Below are 21,568 nucleotides of genomic sequence, written 5' to 3'. Positions count from 1 at the left end.
TATCATATAGATCAACTCTTCGTGGACGTGTTTTTTTGCGTGTAGACTCAAGTATTAGATGGATTTTGCTAAATTGTTTACGAGAAATATCGCTTGGATGAGAGCGGGTCATAACTACCTCCAAAGGTTTTATGAAAACTATCATTATACCTTAATGAAAAGATTTTAAACAGGCTCTTAGACTCAAAAAACCCTTGGTAAAAAAAAGCAGCCTTCTGCCAGCAAAAAAAAAACACACACACCTTAAGGAAAGTGTCAAAAAATCCACTAAGAAAATTTTAACAGCTGAAGGATGGAAAAGACTTATGATGCGTCCTAAAAAGATGAAAAAATCTTAAAAGAAAATCATAAGTCTTTAGAAGTTTTAAGATGTTTAGTCCCAAAGTGTGATGGAGTGGGTTAATTCTAAAACTTTTTGGTTTTTTTTGCCAACTTTTGATAATATGCTCAAATGGTATCAATCCCTTTAGAGCTTTCAATCTTTTCGCAAAGTTATAGGCTTTTAAAAAATTATATAAATGCTCTTTTAACTGCTGATGGGTTTGGTAGCGGTATCTTTTCACGGTAGCCTCTTTAAGGGTTCTGTTCATCCGTTCAACTTGGCCATTTGTCCATGGGTGGTTTACTTTTATTAACCGATGCTCTATCTGGTTTTCATCACATACTCGATCGAAAATGTGTGTAAAAGCATATAAATCTTGTTGCCTATGGGTAAATTGGATGCCGTATAGTATGGATTTTATAGGGAAGAATTTGGATGAGATTCCGCAAAAATTGGGCGGCAAGAGCCTTACTAGTTTGAGGATGAGCCTCTACGTAAGCAAATTTGGAGATCCTATCAATAGCTACAATGAGATAAAGTTTTCCTTCTTGGGTACGCAATTCAGCAATATCAATATATAGTGGTTTCGATTCAATCGTATAGAAAAATATAGGATTAACGACCCTTGAGGATGTCTTTTTGGTTTCTTGTTAAAAAGTTCGCTTTTAGTTGCATATGAGCAAAATTTATATCTCAGTTCATTAGAAAATTTCAATGAATTTAGTGTTTGAAAAGTCTTTTTTCTAATTTATTTCAGCATAGTAATAATTTAGCATTTAAATCAACTTAAATAAAGCATGTATTTTTAAAAAAATTATAGTTTTTTTATGAAAAAAATTTAATGTAAAAAAATTAAACTCCTGAATTATTTTAATTGAAAAATATATTTACAAGCTATTTTAAGAGCTAAAATCCTCTTCTTATAGTATTTTGAGCAATTTTTCCTTTTTAAAAGATTGAGTAATTTTTCTTAGTTTGTTACACTTTTCTTTTTAGTTAAAAAATTAACCGTAAAAGGAACTTCCTTATGCTTCCGATCAACCTAAAAGGCAAGAAGGCTTTTATTGCAGGAATTGGAGATGACCAAGGTTTTGGCTGGGCAATTGCTAAAGCGCTTGCTGAAGCAGGTGCTGAGATTATCATCGGTACTTGGACTCCTCTTTTAAAGATTTTCAACTCTGCTTGGAATGCAGGAAAATTTGATGCTTCCCGTATGCTCTCCGATGGGAGCCTTATGCAATATCTAAAAGTATACCCTTTAGATGCGTCTTTTGATAAACCAGAAGATGTACCTGAAGAAATCCGCCTAAATAAACGCTATCAAGATGCTTCTGGATATACCATTTCTGAAGTAGCTTCTAATGTAGCAGATGATTTTGGAACCATTGATATTTTAGTGCATGCGTTAGCTAATGCACCTGAAGTGAAAAAACCTCTTTTAGAAACATCTAGAAAAGGGTATTTAGCAGCTTTGAGCGCTTCTAGTTATTCTTTTATCAGCTTGCTTGCGTATTTTGGGCCCATTATGAGTGCAGATAGCGCAGCTTTGACTTTAACCTATTTAGCATCTGAGCGTGTTGTGCCAGGTTATGGTGGTGGGATGAGCTCTGCCAAAGCAGCACTTGAGAGCGATACACGCACACTAGCATGGGAGGCAGGAAGAAAGTGGGGAATCCGCGTTAATGCAATTTCTGCAGGGCCCTTAGCTAGCAGAGCTGCTCGAGCTATTGGGTTTATCGATGATATGATTGCTTATTCTCAAGCGAATGCTCCTTTAATTAAAGATTTATCCGCAGAAGAAATAGGCAATAGCTCTGCTTTTCTTTTATCTTCTTTAGCCTCTGGTATTACAGGTGTCACTCTTTATGTGGACAATGGAATGCATGCTATGGGAATAGCTGTTGATAGTCAAGCACTGCATCCTATGGGTGCAGTTCGCTAAGCGCTTTTTGCAGAGCTTCAATAATTCCATATTGATAAGAAGGTTTGGCAATAATGTCTGCCAAATCATGCATTTCTAAAGGCGCTGAGTGCATGACAATCTTGACATCGGCTCTTTCTAGCATGCTTGTATCATTTAAGTCATCTCCTGCTGCAATCACCTTTCCTGCTTTGCCTGTTTGTTGTATTACATTCTTTAAAGCATTTCCTTTTGTCGCTTCTGGATGTGTGATTAAATTTAAATACACACCTTCAGCAAGAGGATCGCGGATCAAAGTAATAGATACGTGTTTATCATTTTTTAGACTATCGTATACAAGAGACATTTCTTTTTTAGTTCCCAAACATTTAATTAAAGGAAAACGTAAATGATCAGCAAAAGAAAAGCTCTTAACAGCTTGCCAAGGCTCTAAAGAAAGTTGTTTCATCATATCTACATGGGTTTGGATTTTCTGAGAAAATAGATGAGGCCGGTAATAACAAAAATCTCCTTTTTCCCAGCCTGCATAAACAAGAAAATCTTCCGCACATTTAGAACACAAAGCTTCTAAAATAGGAATAATATTAGGGCTTAAATAATGACGAATAACCAATTCTCGATTAGGGGTATAAAGAACATCTGCTCCATTTTGAACCGCTAAATAAAAAGGAAAGTCCAAGAGATTTAATGCTAGAGAAGCAAAGGATAGTGTGCGTCCTGTGATAATAAATACTTTCCATCCTTTAGCATGCAGCTCTTTTAAGTAACAAGCCACTTCTTTTGGCACAATGTGTGTTTGATTGGTTAGAGTTCCATCAATATCTAGCGCTAACCAACCACAATGCTCTGTCATAAAAGAACCTCAAAAAACAAAATCATACCTGAAAATTAAGAAAATCTCTAGAATAAATCTTCAACATGAAAGGAGTAACATGCTTTGCTCGATCAAATATCTATTCATTGTGTTTAGTGTATCTAGTGCTTCTCTTTTTGCTCAAATGGAAAATACACCTTCTCAGGACGATCTCCCCTACTCTATTTCTAAAGAGTTAATGCCCTTCCCAGATAGCACTTCATTTACGCGAATGTGGATTACCATTGCTGCAGCGCTTGTATTGCTTTTTGTGACTTTATGGCTACTGCGACGTTTTAAAACAGGACATTTTAAAAAAATGGGAGAAAGCTCTTCTGCATTTGCTATTTTAGAAAGAAAAACATTGAGCCCAAAAACCATGCTTTACATAGTAGAGATAAACAATAAGCGCTTGCTTATCTCTGAATCACAAGTAGAAGTGAGAACTTTAGCAAGTGAAGATATGAGTAGCTTAGAAAAAAATTAGTATTTTTTGCCTAAAATCTCACTTGTGAGAATCGATTGCCTTAAACGGGACCGGTTCAATATCCTTTTACCCCGACTGCTAGAATCTTTTTTTTCCCAAGCAACAACTGCTTCTTGTGGTTTGATAGGAGTTGGCTTTACATGTGCGCTACTGGCAGGAATTTTAGGGGGCTGCATGGGTTTAATTTCGTGCTTATGGGATTTGCGCATGCCACTAATAATATAGGCTACTAAAATAAGTAGAAGTATCAAAATGGTATCTTGACTCATCAAATCTCCTCTTTAGCTAAAGATTTACGCATCAGCGTATCTGCCTGCATATTATTCAACCGATAATAATCCATAACCCCTAAACGCCCTTCGCGAAATGCGTGAGCAATGGCCATTGGGATCTGAGCTTCTGCTTCTACTAATTTAACCCTCATTTCGCCTTCCATAGCAACTGCCATAGCGCGACGTTTTTCCGCTTCTGCTTGTGCAATCTTTGTATCTGCTTTTGCTGTATCTGTACGCAAAATAGCACCGATATTTTCTCCCACGCTAATGTCTGCAATGTCAATGGATAAAATCTCAAAAGCGGTCTGTGCATCCAATCCTCGGTCTAGTACAAGACGGGATATGCGTTGAGGTGAGCCTAGAACATCTGCATGCGTGGGCGCTTCACCAATTGCGCTTACAATCCCCTCTCCTACTCTGGCAATAATTGTTTCCTCTGTAGCTCCACCAACCAGTTGCAGAATATTGGTACGCACTGTAACTCGCGCTCTACATTTTAACTGGATTCCATCTTTAGCAACAGCTGTGATATATTCTCCATGCTCACGCTCTGGACAATCGATTACTTTGGGATTAACCGAGGTCTTTACCGCTTCTAATAAATCCCTTCCCGCTAAATCAATAGCTGTTGCTTGTCTCCAGGTTAAAGGAATGTTTGCTTTATCAGCTGCAATCATGGCTCTAACGATATTAAATACGTTACCACCAGCTAAATAATGGGTTTCTAGATCGGAGACGGTAATCGATTTTAATCCAGCTTTATAAGAAGTAATGCGAGCACTTACCATGATGCGTAAAGGGATTTTGCGTAAACTCATTCCAACAATGTTAAATAAAGAAATAGGAGCTCCTGATACAAAAGCCTGAAACCACAACCCTACATAGCGGAAGATCATAAAAAAAACAATCAATCCAACAATACCTATTCCCAGACAGAAAACAAGTAGAAATCCACCTAAATCAAAACTATCCATTAGTTATCTCCTTTACAATTAAATATGCACCTCTTCCACCTACAACGATAATAGAGGCATCTTTTGTAATAAATCCACCCTCTGATACAGCTTGATAGCGTTTTTGTTCAATCAATACATGGCCCGCTGTTTTTAATTCAGTGATAGCCACACCTTCTTTATCCACTAAATTTTGATCAAAAAAAGAAGCGCTATACCCTTCCTGATCATCTTTTAAATAAAACTCTCCTCGTCTCTTAGAGCTTTGGATCCACCAAAGAGCGCCTTTGCATGTTCCTATGATAGCAAGAATAGTTACCGCTAAATAGGTAAGAGATAAAATAATGGGATTGCTTAGAAAAAACAAAACCAGACTTAGCATAATAAACAAAGAACCCAATATGGCAAATACAGCACCAATTAGGAAAAATTCGAAGAAAATGAAAATCAGTCCCAATATCGTAAATAAGCTAATCAACATAATTTATTCTTTTAAATAAGTTCAGGATAGTTATTTAGTAATGAATTTATAACACAAGATAAGATATTATACTAATCAAGAATAAAAAACCTTCTTTTTAAGAATTATTTTTTATACAGAACGTTAAACATTAGAATAAAAAAGTTCTTCTATCTTCTCAATTGTTTCTTGATCGGTTTCTGTGCACTCCCATTGCTTTCCAAGATTTTTTAATTTTTCTTCAAGCTGAGTAATGCGCCCTTCTAAAGCAGGCGTTGACTCAAAAACAGAGAATCGACTCTCTCCAGAACTTGTAAAAAAAATTCGATCTTTTTTTTGATTTACGTTTTGCCAAGCTTTATAGAAAAGGATTCCTCCTTTTAATACTTCTGATTTTATTGTGGAATCTTCTACTAAGCTTGTATCTATTTCTTTTGTTTGTATCTGCTCATTGGCACAATTTTTAAGCTTAGAGGCTAAGAACCACACAGGAAGAAAAATCAAGCCTGCAGGAAGATAATTCATAGAACAATAGCTTAAACTCAATGCAAAAGCAGTCAAATCAACGGCTATTTGTTTTATAACATTTTTCTGCATCAGCTTTCTATTTTCTTCATTAACACCCTTTTGAGCGATAGCAATACTTTTTTTTCCAAAAAAAGAAAGGAATTTATAACTATTAAAAGCAATTTCTTCTAGCTTTTTATTCAAGAAAATAGTGTATACACCAGCATTGCATTCCACTCTACTTTCTGCAAGAGGTGCATCAACTATTCTAGGCAACTTATTTGCAATACAATGGGACATAAAACCGCCTCTTGTTTAATAATCCGATTAATAACTACTTAGCAGTACTTATAATAACCTGTTATGATTTAATTTTTAACCTTTTATTTCAAAAATCAAGGTTTTTTTAAGTAAATTATCTCCTGTGTGTTATCTAGTTTTTTTGGTCTGCTTTTTGGCAAACTTTAACAAAGCGCAGCCCACCTTTTAATTGATCTATAGTAGTGCCGATTCAAGCGGCTAGCTTAATGGGGTTCAAGTCAACGACTTGAAACTTGTGGTTAATCCTACATTTCAAAACATCTGTTAGTTTCGGTATCTCTTCTAAGAGCCTGCTACTTTTGAAAAGATTTTAAACGGACTCTAAAAGAAAAAACAAGAAAAACCCTTTAACAAAACAAGATAAAAAAATAATTAATCCCTTGCCAAAGCACGTGTAATTAATGAAAATGTAATCAGGATGCTTAAGCGTTTTAAAATCATAGCAGATCGATATAGAAATCGACGGAAACGCTTTTGCCTAAGATTTAATCTTATAGCAGGAACTATAATTGGGAGCTTTAAAATTCAGGTTATGCAAGAGATCTATTGTATTTTTTTGGAAATCTCTTCCCCTCCCTATCTTTTGGGAATCTATCTAAATATGGGGCGTATCTCTCGAAATAGAATATGGGGTTTCTTGGGTTTCACGAAAACTAATTGTAGACATAAATTCCTCCTCTTTTAGGTTTTATAACTTAAAAAATATAAAGTAGCATACTAATAACTAATTTCAAATAAATTTCTTGTCTAAGTATTTAGAATTTTTTTAAATATTCTAAAATTACTTCTTGTGTTTTCTTTAGATTTTTTTGGCTGTGACCAAGCGATAAGAAATTCACCTCATAGGCAGAGGGAGATAAATAGATCCCACGGTGAAACAGATATTGAAAAAAATCTTTGAATCTATCTGTATTTAAGTTTTTTAGGTCTTCTTGGTTTTCTACTTGGGTTATCCCAAAAAAAAAGCTAAACATCGAACCTAAATGGTGCAGAGTAATAGGTAAACTTTTTTTAATGATTAGATCTTTAATAGGTCTTAAAAAATCGTTTGTCAATGTTTCAAGATGAGAATAGATTTGAGGTTGTTTTAAGGTAAGCAGCGTTTCTAAGCCAGCACACATAGCAACAGGGTTACCTGAAAGAGTTCCTGCTTGATACACTAAGCCAAGCGGGCTTAAGCAATCCATAATCTCTTTTTTTCCTCCAAAGGCAGCAGCGGGAAAACCGCCTCCTATGATTTTTCCTAAACAGGTAAGATCTGGTTTAATTCCGTAATAGTCTTGAGCTCCATTGAGCCCTATGCGAAATCCAGTGACTACTTCATCAAAAATTAGTACGATTTGTTTTTTTTGAGTTTCTTCTCTTAGCATAAGAAGAAATTCTTCTTTAGCAGGGATAAGTCCCATATTAGCCGCTATGGGTTCAATGATCACAGCAGCAATATCTGCAGTTTTTTGCAGAAAACAACGAGCGGTCTTTATATCGTTAAAAGGAAGAGAAATGGTATGAGAAATGACTTCATTAGGAACACCTAAAGAAGAGGAGGAGGGCATGTGTAGAACACCTGATCCAGCTTGGACAAGCAATGCATCGCTATGGCCATGATAATGACCGTTAAATTTAATGATTTTATTTCGGCCTGTATAGCCTCTTGCTAAACGAATCGCACTCATGACAGATTCTGTTCCAGACGAGACAAAACGTATTTTCTGGATAGATGGCATACAATTTATAATCTCTGTGGCTAATTGGTTTTCATAAATGTTTGTTATGCCAAAACTAGATCCACAAGCGATTTGCTTGGTTGCAACCGAGACAATATTAGCTGGTGCATGGCCTAAAATAAGAGCTCCCCAGCTCATGCAAAAGTCAACCCAGCTATGACCATCGATATCCCAGATTTGATCAGAGCTTCCCTTTTGAACAATTAAAGGGACTAGATCTACTGCTTGAAAAGAACGAACGGGAGAATTTACGCCGCCTGGTGTAACCAGACAGAGCTCTGTATAGATTTTTTTCGTATGAGGTCGCATGAGTACCATAAAAGTCCTTTTTTATTAAATTTTTTGGGATTCTTTGCTTAAAAAGTTGCAACGGAAATAGATCGATCTCTAACCTGAAAAATCATAGCTTAAGCTAATTTAAAATATGTTCCTTAAAAAATTAACTACTTTTTTTTGCCTTTTACCCATAGCTATCTCTGCAGCGATTAGTTATAATGTGGAATTTGAAGGAATACAAGACATTCGTCTTTTAAAAGCGGTGAAATCCGCTTCTCAACTCTGCTCGCAAAAAAGACGCTCTCCTAATTCCATTCATGCCCTGAGCTACCGCGCAGAAGAAGATGTTCCTTCCATCCTGAATGTTATGCATTCCTATGGATATTATGAAGCAAAAGTAGACATTCAAATTCATTCTTCTCTGGATCGTAATTTGGTTTCTATACTTATCTACCCCGGTGCCAGATATCGATTAAAAACCTTTGATATTCATTTGGACACAGATATAGAAGACACTTGTGCTTTTATGCGATTAAATCATCTAGGAATTGAACTGAATAAACCTATACACACGCGTGATGTGTTAAATGCTGAATTAAAAACCCTTAGATTGTTAGCAGAGCATGGATTTCCCCTAGCTGAAATCAGCAGCAGAGAAATTGTCGCTGACGGTAGTACAAAAGAAGTAACCGTTGATTTATACATTAAAACGGGGCAATTGGCTCTATTTGGACCTCTTAATAATACAGGTGCACCTGGTGTGAAATCCCGATTTTTTCGCAATAAAGTGGCCTGGAGAGAAGGAGATATCTATGACAGCCGTTTAGTGGAAAAAACACAAAGTAAGTTGATTGATTCTGAATTGTTTAGTTCCGTATTAGTCAGGTACAAAGGAAAAATTGAGGCAGATGGTTCGCTTCCTATGCAAATCGATACAAGCGAAGCGAAACATCGCACAATCAACATGGGATTAAGCTATCAAACAGTATTTGGCCCTGGCGTTACTTTTGGATGGGAAAATCGCAACATCGCTCGCATGGGAAGACGTTTAAGCCTGCAAGGAGATCTTACCCATATGATCCAAACGGGGATAGCTAAATACTGGCATCCTGATTTTTATAAAGTAGGCCAAGATTTTATCTCACAAGCAGAAGTAGAACGGGATTCGTTATATGCTTACTCCTCTAGATCCTATAATGCACAAGCAAGAATGGAAAGAAAATTTAATGAGCATGTAAGCTTTTCTTATGGAATTCGTCCAGAACTGCTTTATGTATCAGAAAGCATAGAAAATAGAAAGTTTTGGCTATTGGAATTTCTTTTGTATTTAAGGTATACTACAACTAATTCTTTATTAAATCCCACAAAAGGAATCACCTTAGAATATGTTGCAGTTCCTACATTTAACATGAAAGACACAAATGAAAAATATTTGTACCAACAGATTAGCGAAAGCACTTATTGGCCACTAGATAAAAAAAATAAAGTAGTTTTTGCACAAAAAATAAAAGTTGGCTCGATCTTAAGCCATAATCTATCTGAGGTTCCTGTGCCTAAAAGGGTTTTGGGTGGAACAGATGAAGATTTAAGAGGATACCGCTACCGCACTGTTAGTCCTCTTAAAGACAGAAAACCCATCGGTGGTAGAGCTGCTATTTATTTGAACTTTGAACTTCGTTTTCAAATCACTAAATCCATTGGATTAGTCCCCTTTTTAGATTTAGGTAATGTACAAACCTTTGAACACTTGAGCTTGCACGGAAAATGGTTTAAATCTATTGGACTTGGATTTCGCTATTTTACTTTTGTAGGCCCCTTTCGTTTAGATGTGGCTTTTCCTTTAGATCGCCGAAAACACATAGATTCTGTATATAAGATCTTAGTAAGTATTGGTCAAACATTTTAGAGAAATTATGCTTAAATTACTTCTTTCCCCGCTGCATTGGATAATTAGGTTGCTTTTTTTATTGATCTTTTTGGTTTGCTTATTTTTTGCATTGATCCAAACAAAGTGGGTTCAAGAAATCATTCAAAAAAAAATCACCCATCTATTAGATGAAATGGGGCTAGAAATCAGATTAAAAGGCCTAAGCGGAACATTACCTTTTAGCTGGCAAGTTGACCAAGCAACTCTATTTACCAAATCTTACGAATCTTGGAATTTACAAGCAATCAAGTTGCGTTTTGCTATTACTCCTCTTATCAGAGGGCAGCTTGTGATTGATTATTTGCATATAGAGCAAGTGGAATGTACTTTCATAGAGGGGGTTCCCCCACCTACTGCTAGCTTATCTATCGATGAGACAAGAATACATGTACGTAAAGCTTTAGACAAGTTCTCGTTCCCTATACCTATTCGCGTTAAACACGCCTATGTTTCCGATTTTTTTTGTCCCTCTTTATATCCCCTGCATTTAGTGATCCAAGCACAAGGAATGCTTAAAAATACACGAAGGTTTTTTTTTGATGCATTTGTGCTTTCTAAATTAAACAACAAAGAAATCCTCCATTTGACTTTTGCTGGTAATAAGAAACGCAACCAGATCAATGCATATATAAAAATCCAGAGTCCCGTCTTTGAACAAGAGCTTTTAAGCGAAATTTCCTTAAAGGGACTCTGGTCGAGTTGGGCTTCTCTTTTATATGATACTCTTCCAAGTACTTTACCTGTTCAAGGATTTTTAAAAGCGCATCTTTTGTCACAAACTCCGCCAGTAGAAAAATGCTTTGAACCATTTCAATGGAATTGGAAATGCGCTTGTTCTTTTTCTATCCCTAAATTTGATACTCTCTCTATTTATAACCTACATATCTATAGCCCTCCTATGGAGATCCGTGGCGAGGCAATTGTGCATCCTACCGTAGACACCTCTTGGTTTAAATTCGATCTGAACTCTCAGGATTTATCGTTATTTAGCTCTTATTGTAAATATCCAGTGGAAGGATCTTTGCAAGCACATGCTGCTTTTGATTCTGGTGTTTTTCAAGCTAAATACATAGTACCTGAAGGATCGTTTAATAAGGTGGAATTAGCTAATTTAAAAGGATCTATTCAAGGAAAAAGACACCAAGGAATTTTTTTTGCAGATACAGATCTTTTTCTACAAATAGAAGAGTTGCCTTTTAGAGCAGAAGCATCTTTAGAATATATTCCTTCTCAAGAACTTTTTATCGATAAAGCCATTTTTACAGGAGCTTCTGCAAAAATGGAAGGTTTTTGTAGCTGGGATCTAACTAGAAATATTTTGGAAGGGTCTATTTTTGCAAATGTGAATCAACTCTCTCGACTTCCCTTTTTTACCTCCTATGATTTAGATGGAAGTTGCGCATTAGAATGCACGTTATCACAAATAGACCAAGCGCAAATAGCCACTATTTCAGGTTCTTTAAATCGCTTCCGTTTTCAAAATCACTATGCAAATGAGCTTCTGTATAGCGCCCAGCTATATGATCCTTTTGCAAACATGCAAGGCAATATGCACCTAATTGCACATCAAGGACGTACCTCATTAGGCACCGTTGATATTTTAGAAATCAAAACTCGTTCTGAAGATCATGTTTGGCCTTTTAGTTTAGAAGCAACCGGTGATATAGAAGGAGAATTTTTCTGCGAAATACAAGGATCTTATCGATTTGAGCCCAATTTCCTTGCCTTTGAATGCACTTCTGCAAAAGGACAATTGCTCAATATTCCTTTTGTATTGCACTATCCCTTTGAATTAGAAATACAACCTTCTCTTTATACCCTTTCCCCTTTTTCTCTATCGGTTGGTGAAGGAGATTTCTATGCAACTGGTGAAATCAGTGAAACCCACTTGCTAGGTAAATGCGATATAGCCCATTTTCCCTTAGAATTTGTTCGACCCATTACTCGTAATCTTTCTTTAAGAGGAAATCTTTCCATGCAAAGCTCTGTTGATGCTAATTTGGAAAACGCAGAAGGAGCTTGTAACATAGTCATTGAAACAGCACGCTTATTGCAAGAGGATGAAGATACACCTATCCTAGCTAAAGGATCCCTGCAAGCGCGTTTACATCAAAAGAGAGTACAATTTTTTGTAGAAGTGCGCACAAAAGAAGCGGAAATGATCGATTTTTCAGGCTTTATCCCTATCGAATACAGCTTCTTTCCTTTTGGAGTACAAATCGATGAAAATACTCTTTTTTCAGCTGAGATCATTGCGGAAGGAAAATTAGAAAACCTCTTTGATTTTGTACAACTAGGCTCTCATTACGCTACAGGCCTGATTTCCACTCGGCTTTTTTTCTCTCAAACCCTTCTTTCCCCCCGTTTGCAAGGGGATTTAGAGTGGCAATCAGGCAGTTATGACAATTACTATACAGGAACCTCTTTAAGAGATATTCAAGCAAAGCTTGTAGCAGAAAATGATAAACTACATCTCACTTCTTTTACTGCTCATGATCAAGAAGAAGGCACTCTTACCGCAAAAGGAAATATCCTCTTAAACGTCCATCAACATTTCCCCTTTCTGTTTGAAACCACTTTAAGACATACACATCTCTTAAAATTTCCTGTTTTTGATTCGATATTTACTGGATCTGTCATTTTAAGTGGAAATCGTTTAGGAGGGCTTGCGACAGGCGCTCTTTATGTAGATGAAGCTAGCATTGAAATCCCCGATAAGCTCTCTACAGATTTGCCACTTTTACCGATTAAATTTATACACATCCCCCCTTCTGTTACTTCCTATACTTTTGATGCTAAACCCCTTTTTCCGATAAAATTCGATTTTGATCTAACAGCAAACGATAAAATTTTTGTTCGCGGTAAAGGGGTCAATTCTGAATGGAAGGGAAAAGTAAAGCTCAAAGGAGATAATGCGCACTTTATCGCCGATGGTTCTTTATCACTGATTAAAGGAGAGTACCTTTTCTCAGGAAAAATATTTAAACTCACAGAAGGACAAATCGTATTTAATGACACAGCTAAATTTAGCAGTTATTTAAGCTTAAGCGGGCAACTTACCCTTCCCGATGTTGTGATCACCGCGCAACTAAGAGGCCCATTACAATCTCCCCAACTCACCTTTCAATCCAACCCTCAACTCCCAACTAGCTCTATCTTATCTCGAGTCTTATTTGATAAAGACATCAGCGATATTTCCCAGTCAGAAGCCAGTAAACTCGCTAGTGCTTTGATGGCCATATCTAGCAGCGCAGGTCCTGACATACTCGATACGATTCGTAAAACCATTGGAGTGGATCGTTTGAACCTCGTCTCTAGCTCTTCTGGTTCAACAGAAGAAGTTGCTCTACAAATCGGCAAATACCTAACAAAAGGTGTCCTGATTACTCTCTCTCAAAGCACCAAAAGTAGCCATGTCATCGTGGAAATAGAACTTCCCTACGGATTTGTGTTTCAAGCAGAAACCCAAGAAGAACAAGAAGGCAAGTTTTCGCTCAAATGGACCAAAAGTTATTAGAGGCTATGCTTTTAAAAAAATAAAAGATCTTCTAAAAAATCTTTCCTCTATCTATACTTGATGAGGAGTAAATTTATTTCTTATTAATCAATCGATTTAAATATCAAATTATGATTATTATAATTTAAAATAATTTATGAAGATTTTCAGCATTTAATTACAAGAATCAAGAGGAAAATATGGCAGAAGTTATTTCTAATCTACAATTAGATCCCGAAAGAGCGCTTATGAGCCTTATTACTAAATCAGAAAATCAAGTTCAAGAGAGAATTAAAAAAAAATCTACAGAAGTAGATCAACTACATGCAGTGCTCAACATTGCAATAAACCTTAACTCTATATTTAGTGAAAAACCCGAAAAAAATAAAGTAGATTTCTCTAATAATAAAGAAATACGAGATCAACTCAACCAATTATTTATATATAATCCTGAATGGATTGCTGACTTTCACCAAAATAAATTTAATGAATCTGAGCTTCAGAATATTAGAGATCACTTTAAAGAAGTGAGCCAACTTCAACAGTTACTTGCGAATTCCTCTCAAGATAAATATGAACTTGAGAATAGGAAAAAATCTTTAGACGAGAAACTAAATAATGTTGACCCGCAAGTATATAGTTTTGATGCTACTCAGTTCTCTAAAATTAAATACATGTTAATTTACATAGAAAAAAGTACTTCTACTAAATTATCCCAGACGGTCTCTGAATCCCATCAAATGACAGAAGAGGTAACTTTATTATTAAAAACTTGCAATGAAACGGAAAGAAGACGCGATCAATTTATGAAACATATTTTAGGAAAAGTTTAAATCTATGATTTTTCATAAAATAGATTTGTTAAAAAGCGATAAAATCAACCTAAAAAGATTTAAAAATTTACCTATAGAAGAAAAAAAAGAAGCTTATAAATTGGGCCATGTTCTTTATTCTTCTGGGGAATATATGAAAGCCTCTTATGTATTCGCTCATTTAGTTATAGCAGACCCTTTGATTGACTGTTTTTGGCATGGACTTGCAAGTTGCAAGCAGCTTTTAAAAGAATATGAAACTGCCATTGAGGCATGGAAGGCGGTTTGCTCGTTGCATCCAAAAGATCCTTTGGGTTATTTTCATGCAGCAGAATGTTATCTCTCTATTGAGAACAAAAAACAAGCTTTACAAAATCTTGATAAAGCAGAACAATTATGTAAAGATGCTTCCTTATTAAATAGAATCCAATTACTTAAATCCATTCATGGTAGTTAAATGACTCTTATTTCATCTCAAATGCCTTCTATAGACAAGCAATCAACGCTTTCTATACAAAAAAAAGAAACGGACAAAGGATTTAAAACATTATCCCAAGTTCATCAAATAGACACTTTAAGCTCCTGTATCAAAAAAGAAGAGAATACCTCTCTTAATCCTCAACTCCCCTCTTTTTCTCTTAATAGCTCTTATCTTTTTTTATTAGCTAATTTCGTCTCAGTAATTGAGCACGTTAAACAAAATGTAAGCTATTCCAATGAAAAACATATAGATGAAAGTGTTCATAAAATAAAAACCCTCTCCTTTGAACATTTTAAAATAACAAATAGTGCAGAAGAACAAGAATACAACTGTAAACAATGGATGGTAGCACATGTAATAACAGCTGTAGCTACAGCTACAATCCCTATAGCACTGTTCTATTGCCCTAGTGCATTGCCAAGTCTATTTAATGCTTTTCTAATTGGAACAATTAAAACAACAATACATTCACAGAAAAATATTAGAGAAGCCAACTTAGCTATTCTCAAAGCAGAAGAAACCAAAAAAAAACAAGACATTGATACTGAAAAATATCGACAGGGATCTCTGGTGAAAAGCATTGGAGACCAAGATATTTTTACAGATAATATTAAAGAGCTCTCAAGAGTTTTACAGAACATGAGTTCATAGCATTAGCTATATTTAAAAAAAGTACAATAGAGGATTTTATGAGTTTATCCACAATCAATCATTTATCACATACCGCACAGATTGCAGATTTAGAAAATAAACAACAAAATTATGCACATTCTGAAAAAACCGTAAACGCGCTAAATGAACAAGTTGGCCTAATAGTTAATGAATACAACTCCCAAGCTAATACAACAGTTTTAACTACTACTATTATTGCAATAGCAACACTTTTTAATACATTCCTGGATTATCATGCTACAAATAATGCTGAGCTTTCTGGTTCATTAAAAATTTTAAAAGGTCTAGTAAGTGCAATGCCTAGTATTGCTGATGGGTCACAAAAAGTGCACAGTCATCTATCACAAGGTAAGATCACTCAAATACAGCATAAAATTGAAAAATTGAAAACTCGTTTATCTAACTTACAACAAGAATCTTCTCGCTCGCACATCCAAGAATATCTAGATGTATTAACAGAGGCTCAAAGACGCCTAAGACAACAGTATAATTAAACATTTTAAAATTCTATCCTCTTAAGCTGCAATCTATTCTTGCTTGCAGCTTTTAATCGTATCTTTATTTGACCCCAAATCCGCTTTTACTTATAGTCCAGTTCATGGGTAAACTTGCAAAAATCGACCTCTTGAACTTCAAGAATAGACTTTTTATGAATGCTAGATGGCAAAATCTTTTGCCTAAATTGACAATGTTTTCCTCTGTTGGCGACTATGTCCTTTTGATTTTAGCGGTGATTAAAGCAACGCTAAAGAGACCGCCGAATCTTTCGCTGATTTTGAAACAGCTGTACGATATTGGGGTAGCCTCTTTACCGGTAGTAGCAATTACTGGATTTTCTACAGGACTTGTACTAGCGGCGCAATCCTTTTATCAATTATCGGATAAGGGTCTAGCTTCTGTTACGGGGTTAATGGTATCAAAAGCTATGTTAACAGAGCTAGGACCTGTTCTCACCTCTTTTATGGTTACAGGAAGAGTGGGAGCTGCTATGTGTGCCGAATTAGGAACCATGTGTATTACAGAACAAGTGGATGCTTTAAAGACTATGGCTGTTAACCCTAACCGTTATCTGATAGCTCCTCGTTGGATAGCGGTAATCTCTATGATGCCCCTTTTGACCATTTTTAGTATCTTTATGGGAATCTTTGGTGGCTATTTGCTCTCTATTTACTATTTTCATATGCCCCCTATGGCTTATTTAGATCCCATTCCTGTTCATGTGACCTATTTTGATTTAGTGGTTGGAATCACCAAGGCTTTTGTTTTTGGCTCTCTGATTATGACGATCTCTTGTTTTAAGGGAATGCGCACATCTGGTGGTGCAGCGGGGGTAGGAGAAAATACAACTAATAGCGTGGTTATTACTTATTGCGCTATTTTATTGGTTAATTTTCTTCTGACTATTGTTTTAAATTTAATCCACTTAGAACTTTTTGAGACCTCGTTATGATTTCTGTGCACAATTTATCTAAAAGCTTTAAGGACCTTGTGGTTTTTTCTGATTTAAATCTAGATGTAAACCAAGGAGAAACCCTTGTCATTTTGGGGCCTTCAGGGATTGGAAAAAGCGTTTTACTCAAACACCTAATTGGTTTAATAAAACCAGATAAGGGCATGGTGGATGTTAATGGGATATGTATCACCGATTTAAAAGAGGAAGAGTTATCTAAGGCCGTTGCCAATATGGGTATGTTGTTTCAAGGAGCTGCCTTATTTGACTCTATGAATGTAGAAAAAAACGTAGGTTTTTACTTAAGCCAGCACGTAAACCCCTTAACTAAAAAAAAATATACCCCTGAAGAAATTACAGCTAAAGTAGATCAGGCTCTAGAGCTTGTAGGATTAAAAGGTACTCAGAAAAAAATGCCTTCTGAATTATCTGGGGGTATGCGTAAACGAGCAGCCTTAGCCCGCTTAATTGTTTATAGACCGGAAATTATTTTATATGATGAACCAACTACTGGATTAGATCCTATTATTGCTATGGAAATTAATAAACTCATTGTAAAAACACAACAGGAGCTCAAAGCGACAAGTATTGTTGTTACACACGATATGTTTTCAGCGTTATACATCGGAGATCGTCTAGCGTTAATTCGAGATGGTAAAATCGCACATATAGCACCTCGGGATCAATTTCTAGAAATTGATGACCCTCTAATTAAATCTTTATACAACAGCATTTCACAAGATCCGAGAAAGCTAAGGGAGAGAGTAAACCATGGGTGAGCAAACAAAAAGTGTGTTAATTGGTGTTTTTGTCATTGTTGCATGTGCTCTTCTTATTTGGATGGTTGCCTTCTTAAAACCTAGCGTAGGAGATGGTAAACAAACTCTATACATACGTTTTTCTAATATTGATCGCATTAATGTAGGTACTCGGGTGCTTTTTGCAGGTAAGCCCGTTGGAGAAGTGACATCCATTGAGGAAATTCAAAATGCCAGGCAAAAGCCTCTATCCGATCTTCTACAGCGCTTATACTACTATCAGCTTGTGCTTAAGATCGACTCCAAAGTCAAAGTATATGATACAGATGAAGTTATGGTTCAAACAGCAGGACTTTTAGGAGAAAGATCTATTGCTATTATCCCTAAAGCTCCTCCTAAAGGCACAACCCCTAAACTGATTTCGGGGCAACCGATTTACGCAGATTCGGTAGATCCAATTGAAAGTGCTTTCATAGAATTAAAAGACGCTTTTGCGGATCTACAAAAAAAAGCAGATGCTTTTAACAACTGGTTTTTTGCTAATCAGCAATCTTTCATCAATGCGGCTGATTCCTTTGCAGATGCTATGGCTCAAGCCAAATTCACTTTGCAGGAATTTCAAGATAAAGAAATCATAGATGAAACAAAAACGGCTCTTAATAATTTCTCTTGTGTAGCAAGTCAAATTTCTGATGCCATCGATCAGCTAAATGCCTATAACTCTTTTGGTAATGCAGGATTAGCTATTGCTCATATGAGAAATACAGCAGAGTCCTTTGATCACTTAAGTTACGATCTTGAGTGTGGAACAGGGACCCTTGGAAAATTAATCAAACAAGACGATGTGTATTGGCGCCTAACAACTATCTTGGGTAAAGCAGATACCATGATGAATGATATTAATCATTACGGCCTTCTATTTAATTCTAATAAAAGCTGGCAAAGGCAAAGAGCTCAACGCATTTGTCTTATGAACTCTTTAGATACCCCTCTGGGTTTTAAGGAATATTTTGCTACTGAAATTGATCTGATAAACACCGCAATGGCAAGGATTTCCATGTTAATCAATAAAGCCAAATACAATCCTCAAAAACAAGACATCTTAGATAATTCCCAATTTCAGGAAGAATTTATGGAATTGATGCGACAGGTAGAAGATCTAACAAATGACTTGCGCCTTTACAACGAAGAACTTATACAAGCACAATAAAGGAGCCCTATGGCAGATCCTCTTTCTTATAAACGTTTAAATAAGGGATTTTTTCTCATTGCAAGTCCCAATATAGATGCTGGCATTTACTTTCGGAGTGTGATTATCCTTTGTGAACATAGCTCCATTGGTTCGTTTGGGCTCATTGTAAATAAACGTTTGGAAATAGATTTACCAGAAGAAATCTTCAATCAAAACGATCTGCACAATGACAATGTGCATATTTGCGCAGGAGGACCCATTCAACCCAATCAAATGATGCTGCTTCACTCGTCACAAAAGCTGCCAGAACAAACGCTAAATCTTTGTGAAGAGATTTACCTAGGAGGAGATTTGCAATTTTTACAAGAAGCCTCTGCAAATTCTCAAGGACCCGCCATTCGCCTATGTTTTGGATATTGCGGTTGGGGGCCAGGACAGTTAGAAAGAGAGTGCATTAGAGGAAATTGGTTCATTCATCCTGCTTCCTCTTTGTTTATTTTTAATACGCCAGAAGAAAAGATCTGGCAAACTCTCTTAAGAGAGATGGGTGGCAAATATGCCACCCTATCCATGATTCCAGAAGATTTAAGCCTAAATTAGCCCTCTTGCACACCTGCCTTCTTAAAAAAGCTCATTTGATATAGCTGAGAAAAAGCTTCTTGCATGACAAATCCATTATGGTTGAGCTTTTCAACAAAGACCTGCATCGCACTAGCCATTCTTTGAATGCGATCTTTATCTATGCTACGCGCTCTTAATGTCATTGCAGGGGCATATAGTAAGTAGAGTAAAAAGTCTCTTTTTGATTTAGGCAGACCTTCTGGATGATTCATCACATGTAACCAAGCAAAAACCTCTGCACTAAATGTAGAACTTGTATCTACACCATCTTTGCAAGTAAAGCTCAAAATATCTGGTGCTAGTTGATCTATTATATACAAAAACAAAAAGAAATGAAAAATCTCAATATAATCTAATCTATCTTGATGAGAAAATTCCTCTTTCCCATCAAAAAAGAGCTCGTGAATCAATAAAAGAGCTTTATTTACAAAAAAGGTTAATCGACTGCTATTCATTGTCGGAGGAAAGTAGAACCCATATTCCTGTCCACTTAACACTTCTTGTGCACATTTTGATAAAAAATCACTCGCCTTTGAACTACCTTCTCTTTGATGATAAAAATTACTATCCCTATCAAAAGTAATGACACTTAAGTGGTCTGAGAATTCTTGCTTGTATTGAGACTTCTCCAAGCAGATACATCTTGCCTTTTCTTGCCAAGAGGCTCTATTTTGCAAGTTAACCACTAAATATTTCTGATTTTTGCTTGCTAAAACCTGCATAAAGCCTATAAATTCAGGAATAAGCTCTACGTCTGTTAGAGTTGTTTGCGTTGTCATAGAAGCAATTTTCATACAGCTAATCTTCAATTGTTCCATTAGAATTGTATAGATTTGTATTGGCCAATTCTTTTGAGTACATAGATCTAAGCCCTGTCCTAAGCGTTGTTCTCTTACCAGAGCTAAAGCCTGCATTAAGGGACCGCTTGGATAGGCTTTAAGAGCTGCACGAATGGCTATATCTTGATAAAGAATTACACTATCCAATTGAATTCTTTGCGCTGAAAGCAGTTCATTTCTACTATGCCCCATAACAATCAACCGCCCAATTAACTCAAGAGCTTTTTCATAATTGCAAGCTTGCTTAAATAATAGATAAGAAAGCTTGTGATATAAAGGATCGATTAAAGCCGTTAAAAGACCAGATCTTGGCTGAGAGATAGCTTGACGTAAAAATACACAAAAATCCACCAAGTATTGTTCACAGACTTTATCTGCATCATTTCTCATTAAATTATAAGGATTTGCAGCTAGCATTAAAGCAATTAACGCTTTACTCATACAAATCACACTCTCTTCTGTTTTAAACTCTTTTACCTGTTTAAAAAAATCATCTATAGAAGATAGGCTCTGTTTCAACATCTTTTGAGCTATCATATGAGCTTGCAGATCTTTTGTAGCTTTTAAATGAGAAACAAGTTCTTGATATTCAGAATGCAATAAAAGCTCATCGCTTTGTCCTACTAATAGGATATGTCTTAATAAAGCAGAAGGTGCAAAATACCCCCCCTCTTCTTTACGTAGCAATAATAGCTCATAATCAACATCTGAGCGTATGGTTTCTAAATCCTTGATTAAGAAACCATTATTTGTAATGCGCTGCTCCTCTACCCCTACTTCTAGAGCTTTTTTATTAAAACGAACGATCTTTGATTTAAAAAACTGCTTTAGATCTCGGTATTCTTTTAAAAGCTGTACGCTTTCCCTGTCTTGTGTTTTCTTAAAAAGCAAAGTATATCTATCCCATTTTTTCACAGCTTCATCTGCTAGAGCCATAACAGCATAAACCGATTTTTCCATTTGCTGAGGATGGAAATACTCTCGGTCTGATTCATATACTTTTCGTAAATAATTTAAAATCGTACGGAAAATTTGCTGAACCTTTTCTCTTTTTAACAAATCATCTTGTTCGTTAAAACCATGTTTCATTGCAGCTTCTTTTTCAAAAGGCTTTAATTCAATAAGATGCGATAAATAATTTACCGCTTCAATAAATTCAGATTCAGAAACAGCTTTAGAAGCCATACAAACACCTATTTATAGTATTATTAAATATAGCCT

19 protein-coding genes and 3 pseudogenes are annotated in these 21,568 nt (G+C 36.0%); 13 read left to right on the top strand and 9 right to left on the bottom strand.

Translation table 11 applies throughout. The features are described from left to right. Together RHOW815_RS00775 and RHOW815_RS00770 are read right to left on the bottom strand one after the other, a co-directional pair. Window positions 1-112 (bottom strand): annotated as a pseudogene (locus RHOW815_RS00775) (IS5/IS1182 family transposase); the annotation flags it as partial. A 166-nt stretch (window positions 113-278) separates the two neighbouring features. After that, window positions 279-900, bottom strand: a pseudogene (locus RHOW815_RS00770) (integrase core domain-containing protein); the annotation flags it as partial. 449 nt (window positions 901-1,349) lie between these two features. Between RHOW815_RS00770 and RHOW815_RS00765 the strand changes: the two are divergent. Continuing rightward, on the top strand, window positions 1,350-2,264 hold the full coding sequence (locus tag RHOW815_RS00765; protein ID WP_215216473.1) for an enoyl-[acyl-carrier-protein] reductase: 915 nt from the start codon (window positions 1,350-1,352) through the stop codon (window positions 2,262-2,264). Here the strand turns inward: RHOW815_RS00765 and RHOW815_RS00760 are convergent. Continuing rightward, window positions 2,245-3,096 (bottom strand): HAD-IIB family hydrolase, encoded by an 852-nt coding sequence (locus RHOW815_RS00760; protein ID WP_215216472.1) that lies wholly within the window; start codon window positions 3,094-3,096, stop codon window positions 2,245-2,247. The two genes, RHOW815_RS00765 and RHOW815_RS00760, sit on opposite strands and share 20 nt — an antisense overlap. A gap of 79 nt (window positions 3,097-3,175) precedes the next feature. On the opposite strand from RHOW815_RS00760, the gene RHOW815_RS00755 reads away from it, so the two are divergent. Further along, entirely contained in the window at window positions 3,176-3,583 is a 408-nt protein-coding gene (locus tag RHOW815_RS00755; RefSeq protein WP_215216471.1) for a flagellar biosynthetic protein FliO, read from the top strand. On the opposite strand, the gene RHOW815_RS00750 is transcribed toward RHOW815_RS00755, so the two are convergent. The 4 genes from RHOW815_RS00750 to RHOW815_RS00735 form a co-directional block, all read right to left on the bottom strand. Beyond that, on the bottom strand, window positions 3,580-3,852 hold the full coding sequence (locus RHOW815_RS00750; protein ID WP_215216470.1) for a hypothetical protein: 273 nt from the start codon (window positions 3,850-3,852) through the stop codon (window positions 3,580-3,582). The two genes, RHOW815_RS00755 and RHOW815_RS00750, sit on opposite strands and share 4 nt — an antisense overlap. After that, entirely contained in the window at window positions 3,852-4,832 is a 981-nt protein-coding gene (gene floA / locus RHOW815_RS00745; RefSeq protein ID WP_215216469.1) for a flotillin-like protein FloA, read from the bottom strand. The genes RHOW815_RS00750 and floA overlap by 1 nt, the downstream gene beginning before the upstream one ends. Beyond that, window positions 4,825-5,292 (bottom strand): NfeD family protein, encoded by a 468-nt coding sequence (locus tag RHOW815_RS00740; RefSeq protein ID WP_215216468.1) that lies wholly within the window; start codon window positions 5,290-5,292, stop codon window positions 4,825-4,827. Before RHOW815_RS00740 ends, floA begins: the two co-directional genes overlap by 8 nt. Window positions 5,293-5,415: 123 nt before the next feature. After that, the gene (locus RHOW815_RS00735; protein ID WP_215216467.1) at window positions 5,416-6,078 is read right to left on the bottom strand and encodes a hypothetical protein; all 663 of its coding nucleotides are present in this window, start codon (window positions 6,076-6,078) and stop codon (window positions 5,416-5,418) included. Between the two features lie 344 nt (window positions 6,079-6,422). Here RHOW815_RS00735 and RHOW815_RS00730 point away from each other — a divergent pair. After that, window positions 6,423-6,621: pseudogene (locus RHOW815_RS00730) on the top strand (IS5/IS1182 family transposase); the annotation flags it as partial. A gap of 233 nt (window positions 6,622-6,854) precedes the next feature. On the opposite strand, the gene hemL reads toward RHOW815_RS00730, so the two are convergent. Then, window positions 6,855-8,141: a glutamate-1-semialdehyde 2,1-aminomutase gene (gene hemL / locus RHOW815_RS00725; RefSeq protein ID WP_215216466.1), complete on the bottom strand. Its 1,287-nt coding sequence runs from the start codon at window positions 8,139-8,141 to the stop codon at window positions 6,855-6,857. A 106-nt stretch (window positions 8,142-8,247) separates the two neighbouring features. On the opposite strand from hemL, the gene RHOW815_RS00720 reads away from it, so the two are divergent. The 10 genes from RHOW815_RS00720 to RHOW815_RS00675 all read left to right on the top strand — a co-directional run bounded on the left by RHOW815_RS00720 (window position 8,248) and on the right by RHOW815_RS00675 (window position 19,487). Then, a complete protein-coding gene (locus RHOW815_RS00720) occupies window positions 8,248-10,005 on the top strand; it encodes an autotransporter assembly complex protein TamA (protein WP_215216465.1) in 1,758 nt (585 codons plus the stop codon). Window positions 10,006-10,012: 7 nt separating this feature from the next. Further along, window positions 10,013-13,543 (top strand): translocation/assembly module TamB domain-containing protein, encoded by a 3,531-nt coding sequence (locus tag RHOW815_RS00715; protein WP_215216464.1) that lies wholly within the window; start codon window positions 10,013-10,015, stop codon window positions 13,541-13,543. Between the two features lie 179 nt (window positions 13,544-13,722). Then, window positions 13,723-14,355 carry a hypothetical protein gene (locus RHOW815_RS00710; RefSeq protein WP_215216463.1) on the top strand — a complete coding sequence of 211 codons (633 nt, stop codon included), beginning with the start codon at window positions 13,723-13,725 and terminating at the stop codon, window positions 14,353-14,355. 4 nt (window positions 14,356-14,359) lie between these two features. Continuing rightward, window positions 14,360-14,791, top strand: a complete 432-nt coding sequence (locus tag RHOW815_RS00705) for a hypothetical protein (protein ID WP_215216462.1) — start codon at window positions 14,360-14,362, stop codon at window positions 14,789-14,791. Beyond that, window positions 14,792-15,466, top strand: a complete 675-nt coding sequence (locus RHOW815_RS00700) for a hypothetical protein (protein ID WP_215216461.1) — start codon at window positions 14,792-14,794, stop codon at window positions 15,464-15,466. Window positions 15,467-15,504: 38 nt separating this feature from the next. After that, window positions 15,505-15,981, top strand: coding sequence for a hypothetical protein (locus RHOW815_RS00695; protein ID WP_215216460.1), 477 nt, complete (start codon window positions 15,505-15,507; stop codon window positions 15,979-15,981). Window positions 15,982-16,160: 179 nt separating this feature from the next. Then, window positions 16,161-16,937, top strand: coding sequence for an MlaE family ABC transporter permease (locus RHOW815_RS00690; RefSeq protein ID WP_245397578.1), 777 nt, complete (start codon window positions 16,161-16,163; stop codon window positions 16,935-16,937). Between the two features lie 38 nt (window positions 16,938-16,975). Beyond that, the gene (locus RHOW815_RS00685) at window positions 16,976-17,716 is read left to right on the top strand and encodes an ABC transporter ATP-binding protein (RefSeq protein WP_245397577.1); all 741 of its coding nucleotides are present in this window, start codon (window positions 16,976-16,978) and stop codon (window positions 17,714-17,716) included. After that, a complete protein-coding gene (locus RHOW815_RS00680) occupies window positions 17,709-18,905 on the top strand; it encodes an MlaD family protein (protein WP_215216458.1) in 1,197 nt (398 codons plus the stop codon). The genes RHOW815_RS00685 and RHOW815_RS00680 overlap by 8 nt, the downstream gene beginning before the upstream one ends. A gap of 9 nt (window positions 18,906-18,914) precedes the next feature. After that, window positions 18,915-19,487 carry a YqgE/AlgH family protein gene (locus RHOW815_RS00675; RefSeq protein ID WP_215216457.1) on the top strand — a complete coding sequence of 191 codons (573 nt, stop codon included), beginning with the start codon at window positions 18,915-18,917 and terminating at the stop codon, window positions 19,485-19,487. Here the strand turns inward: RHOW815_RS00675 and RHOW815_RS00670 are convergent. After that, on the bottom strand, window positions 19,484-21,532 hold the full coding sequence (locus tag RHOW815_RS00670) for a hypothetical protein (protein WP_215216456.1): 2,049 nt from the start codon (window positions 21,530-21,532) through the stop codon (window positions 19,484-19,486). The two genes, RHOW815_RS00675 and RHOW815_RS00670, sit on opposite strands and share 4 nt — an antisense overlap. Window positions 21,533-21,568 lie beyond the last annotated feature (36 nt).

The sequence above is a fragment of the Candidatus Rhabdochlamydia sp. W815 genome, assembly GCF_018642185.1.
GTDB classification, from domain to species: domain Bacteria; phylum Chlamydiota; class Chlamydiia; order Chlamydiales; family Rhabdochlamydiaceae; genus Rhabdochlamydia; species Rhabdochlamydia oedothoracis.
Note: the sequence above shows the minus strand (reverse complement) of the source record. Positions and strands in the feature narration are given on the sequence as shown.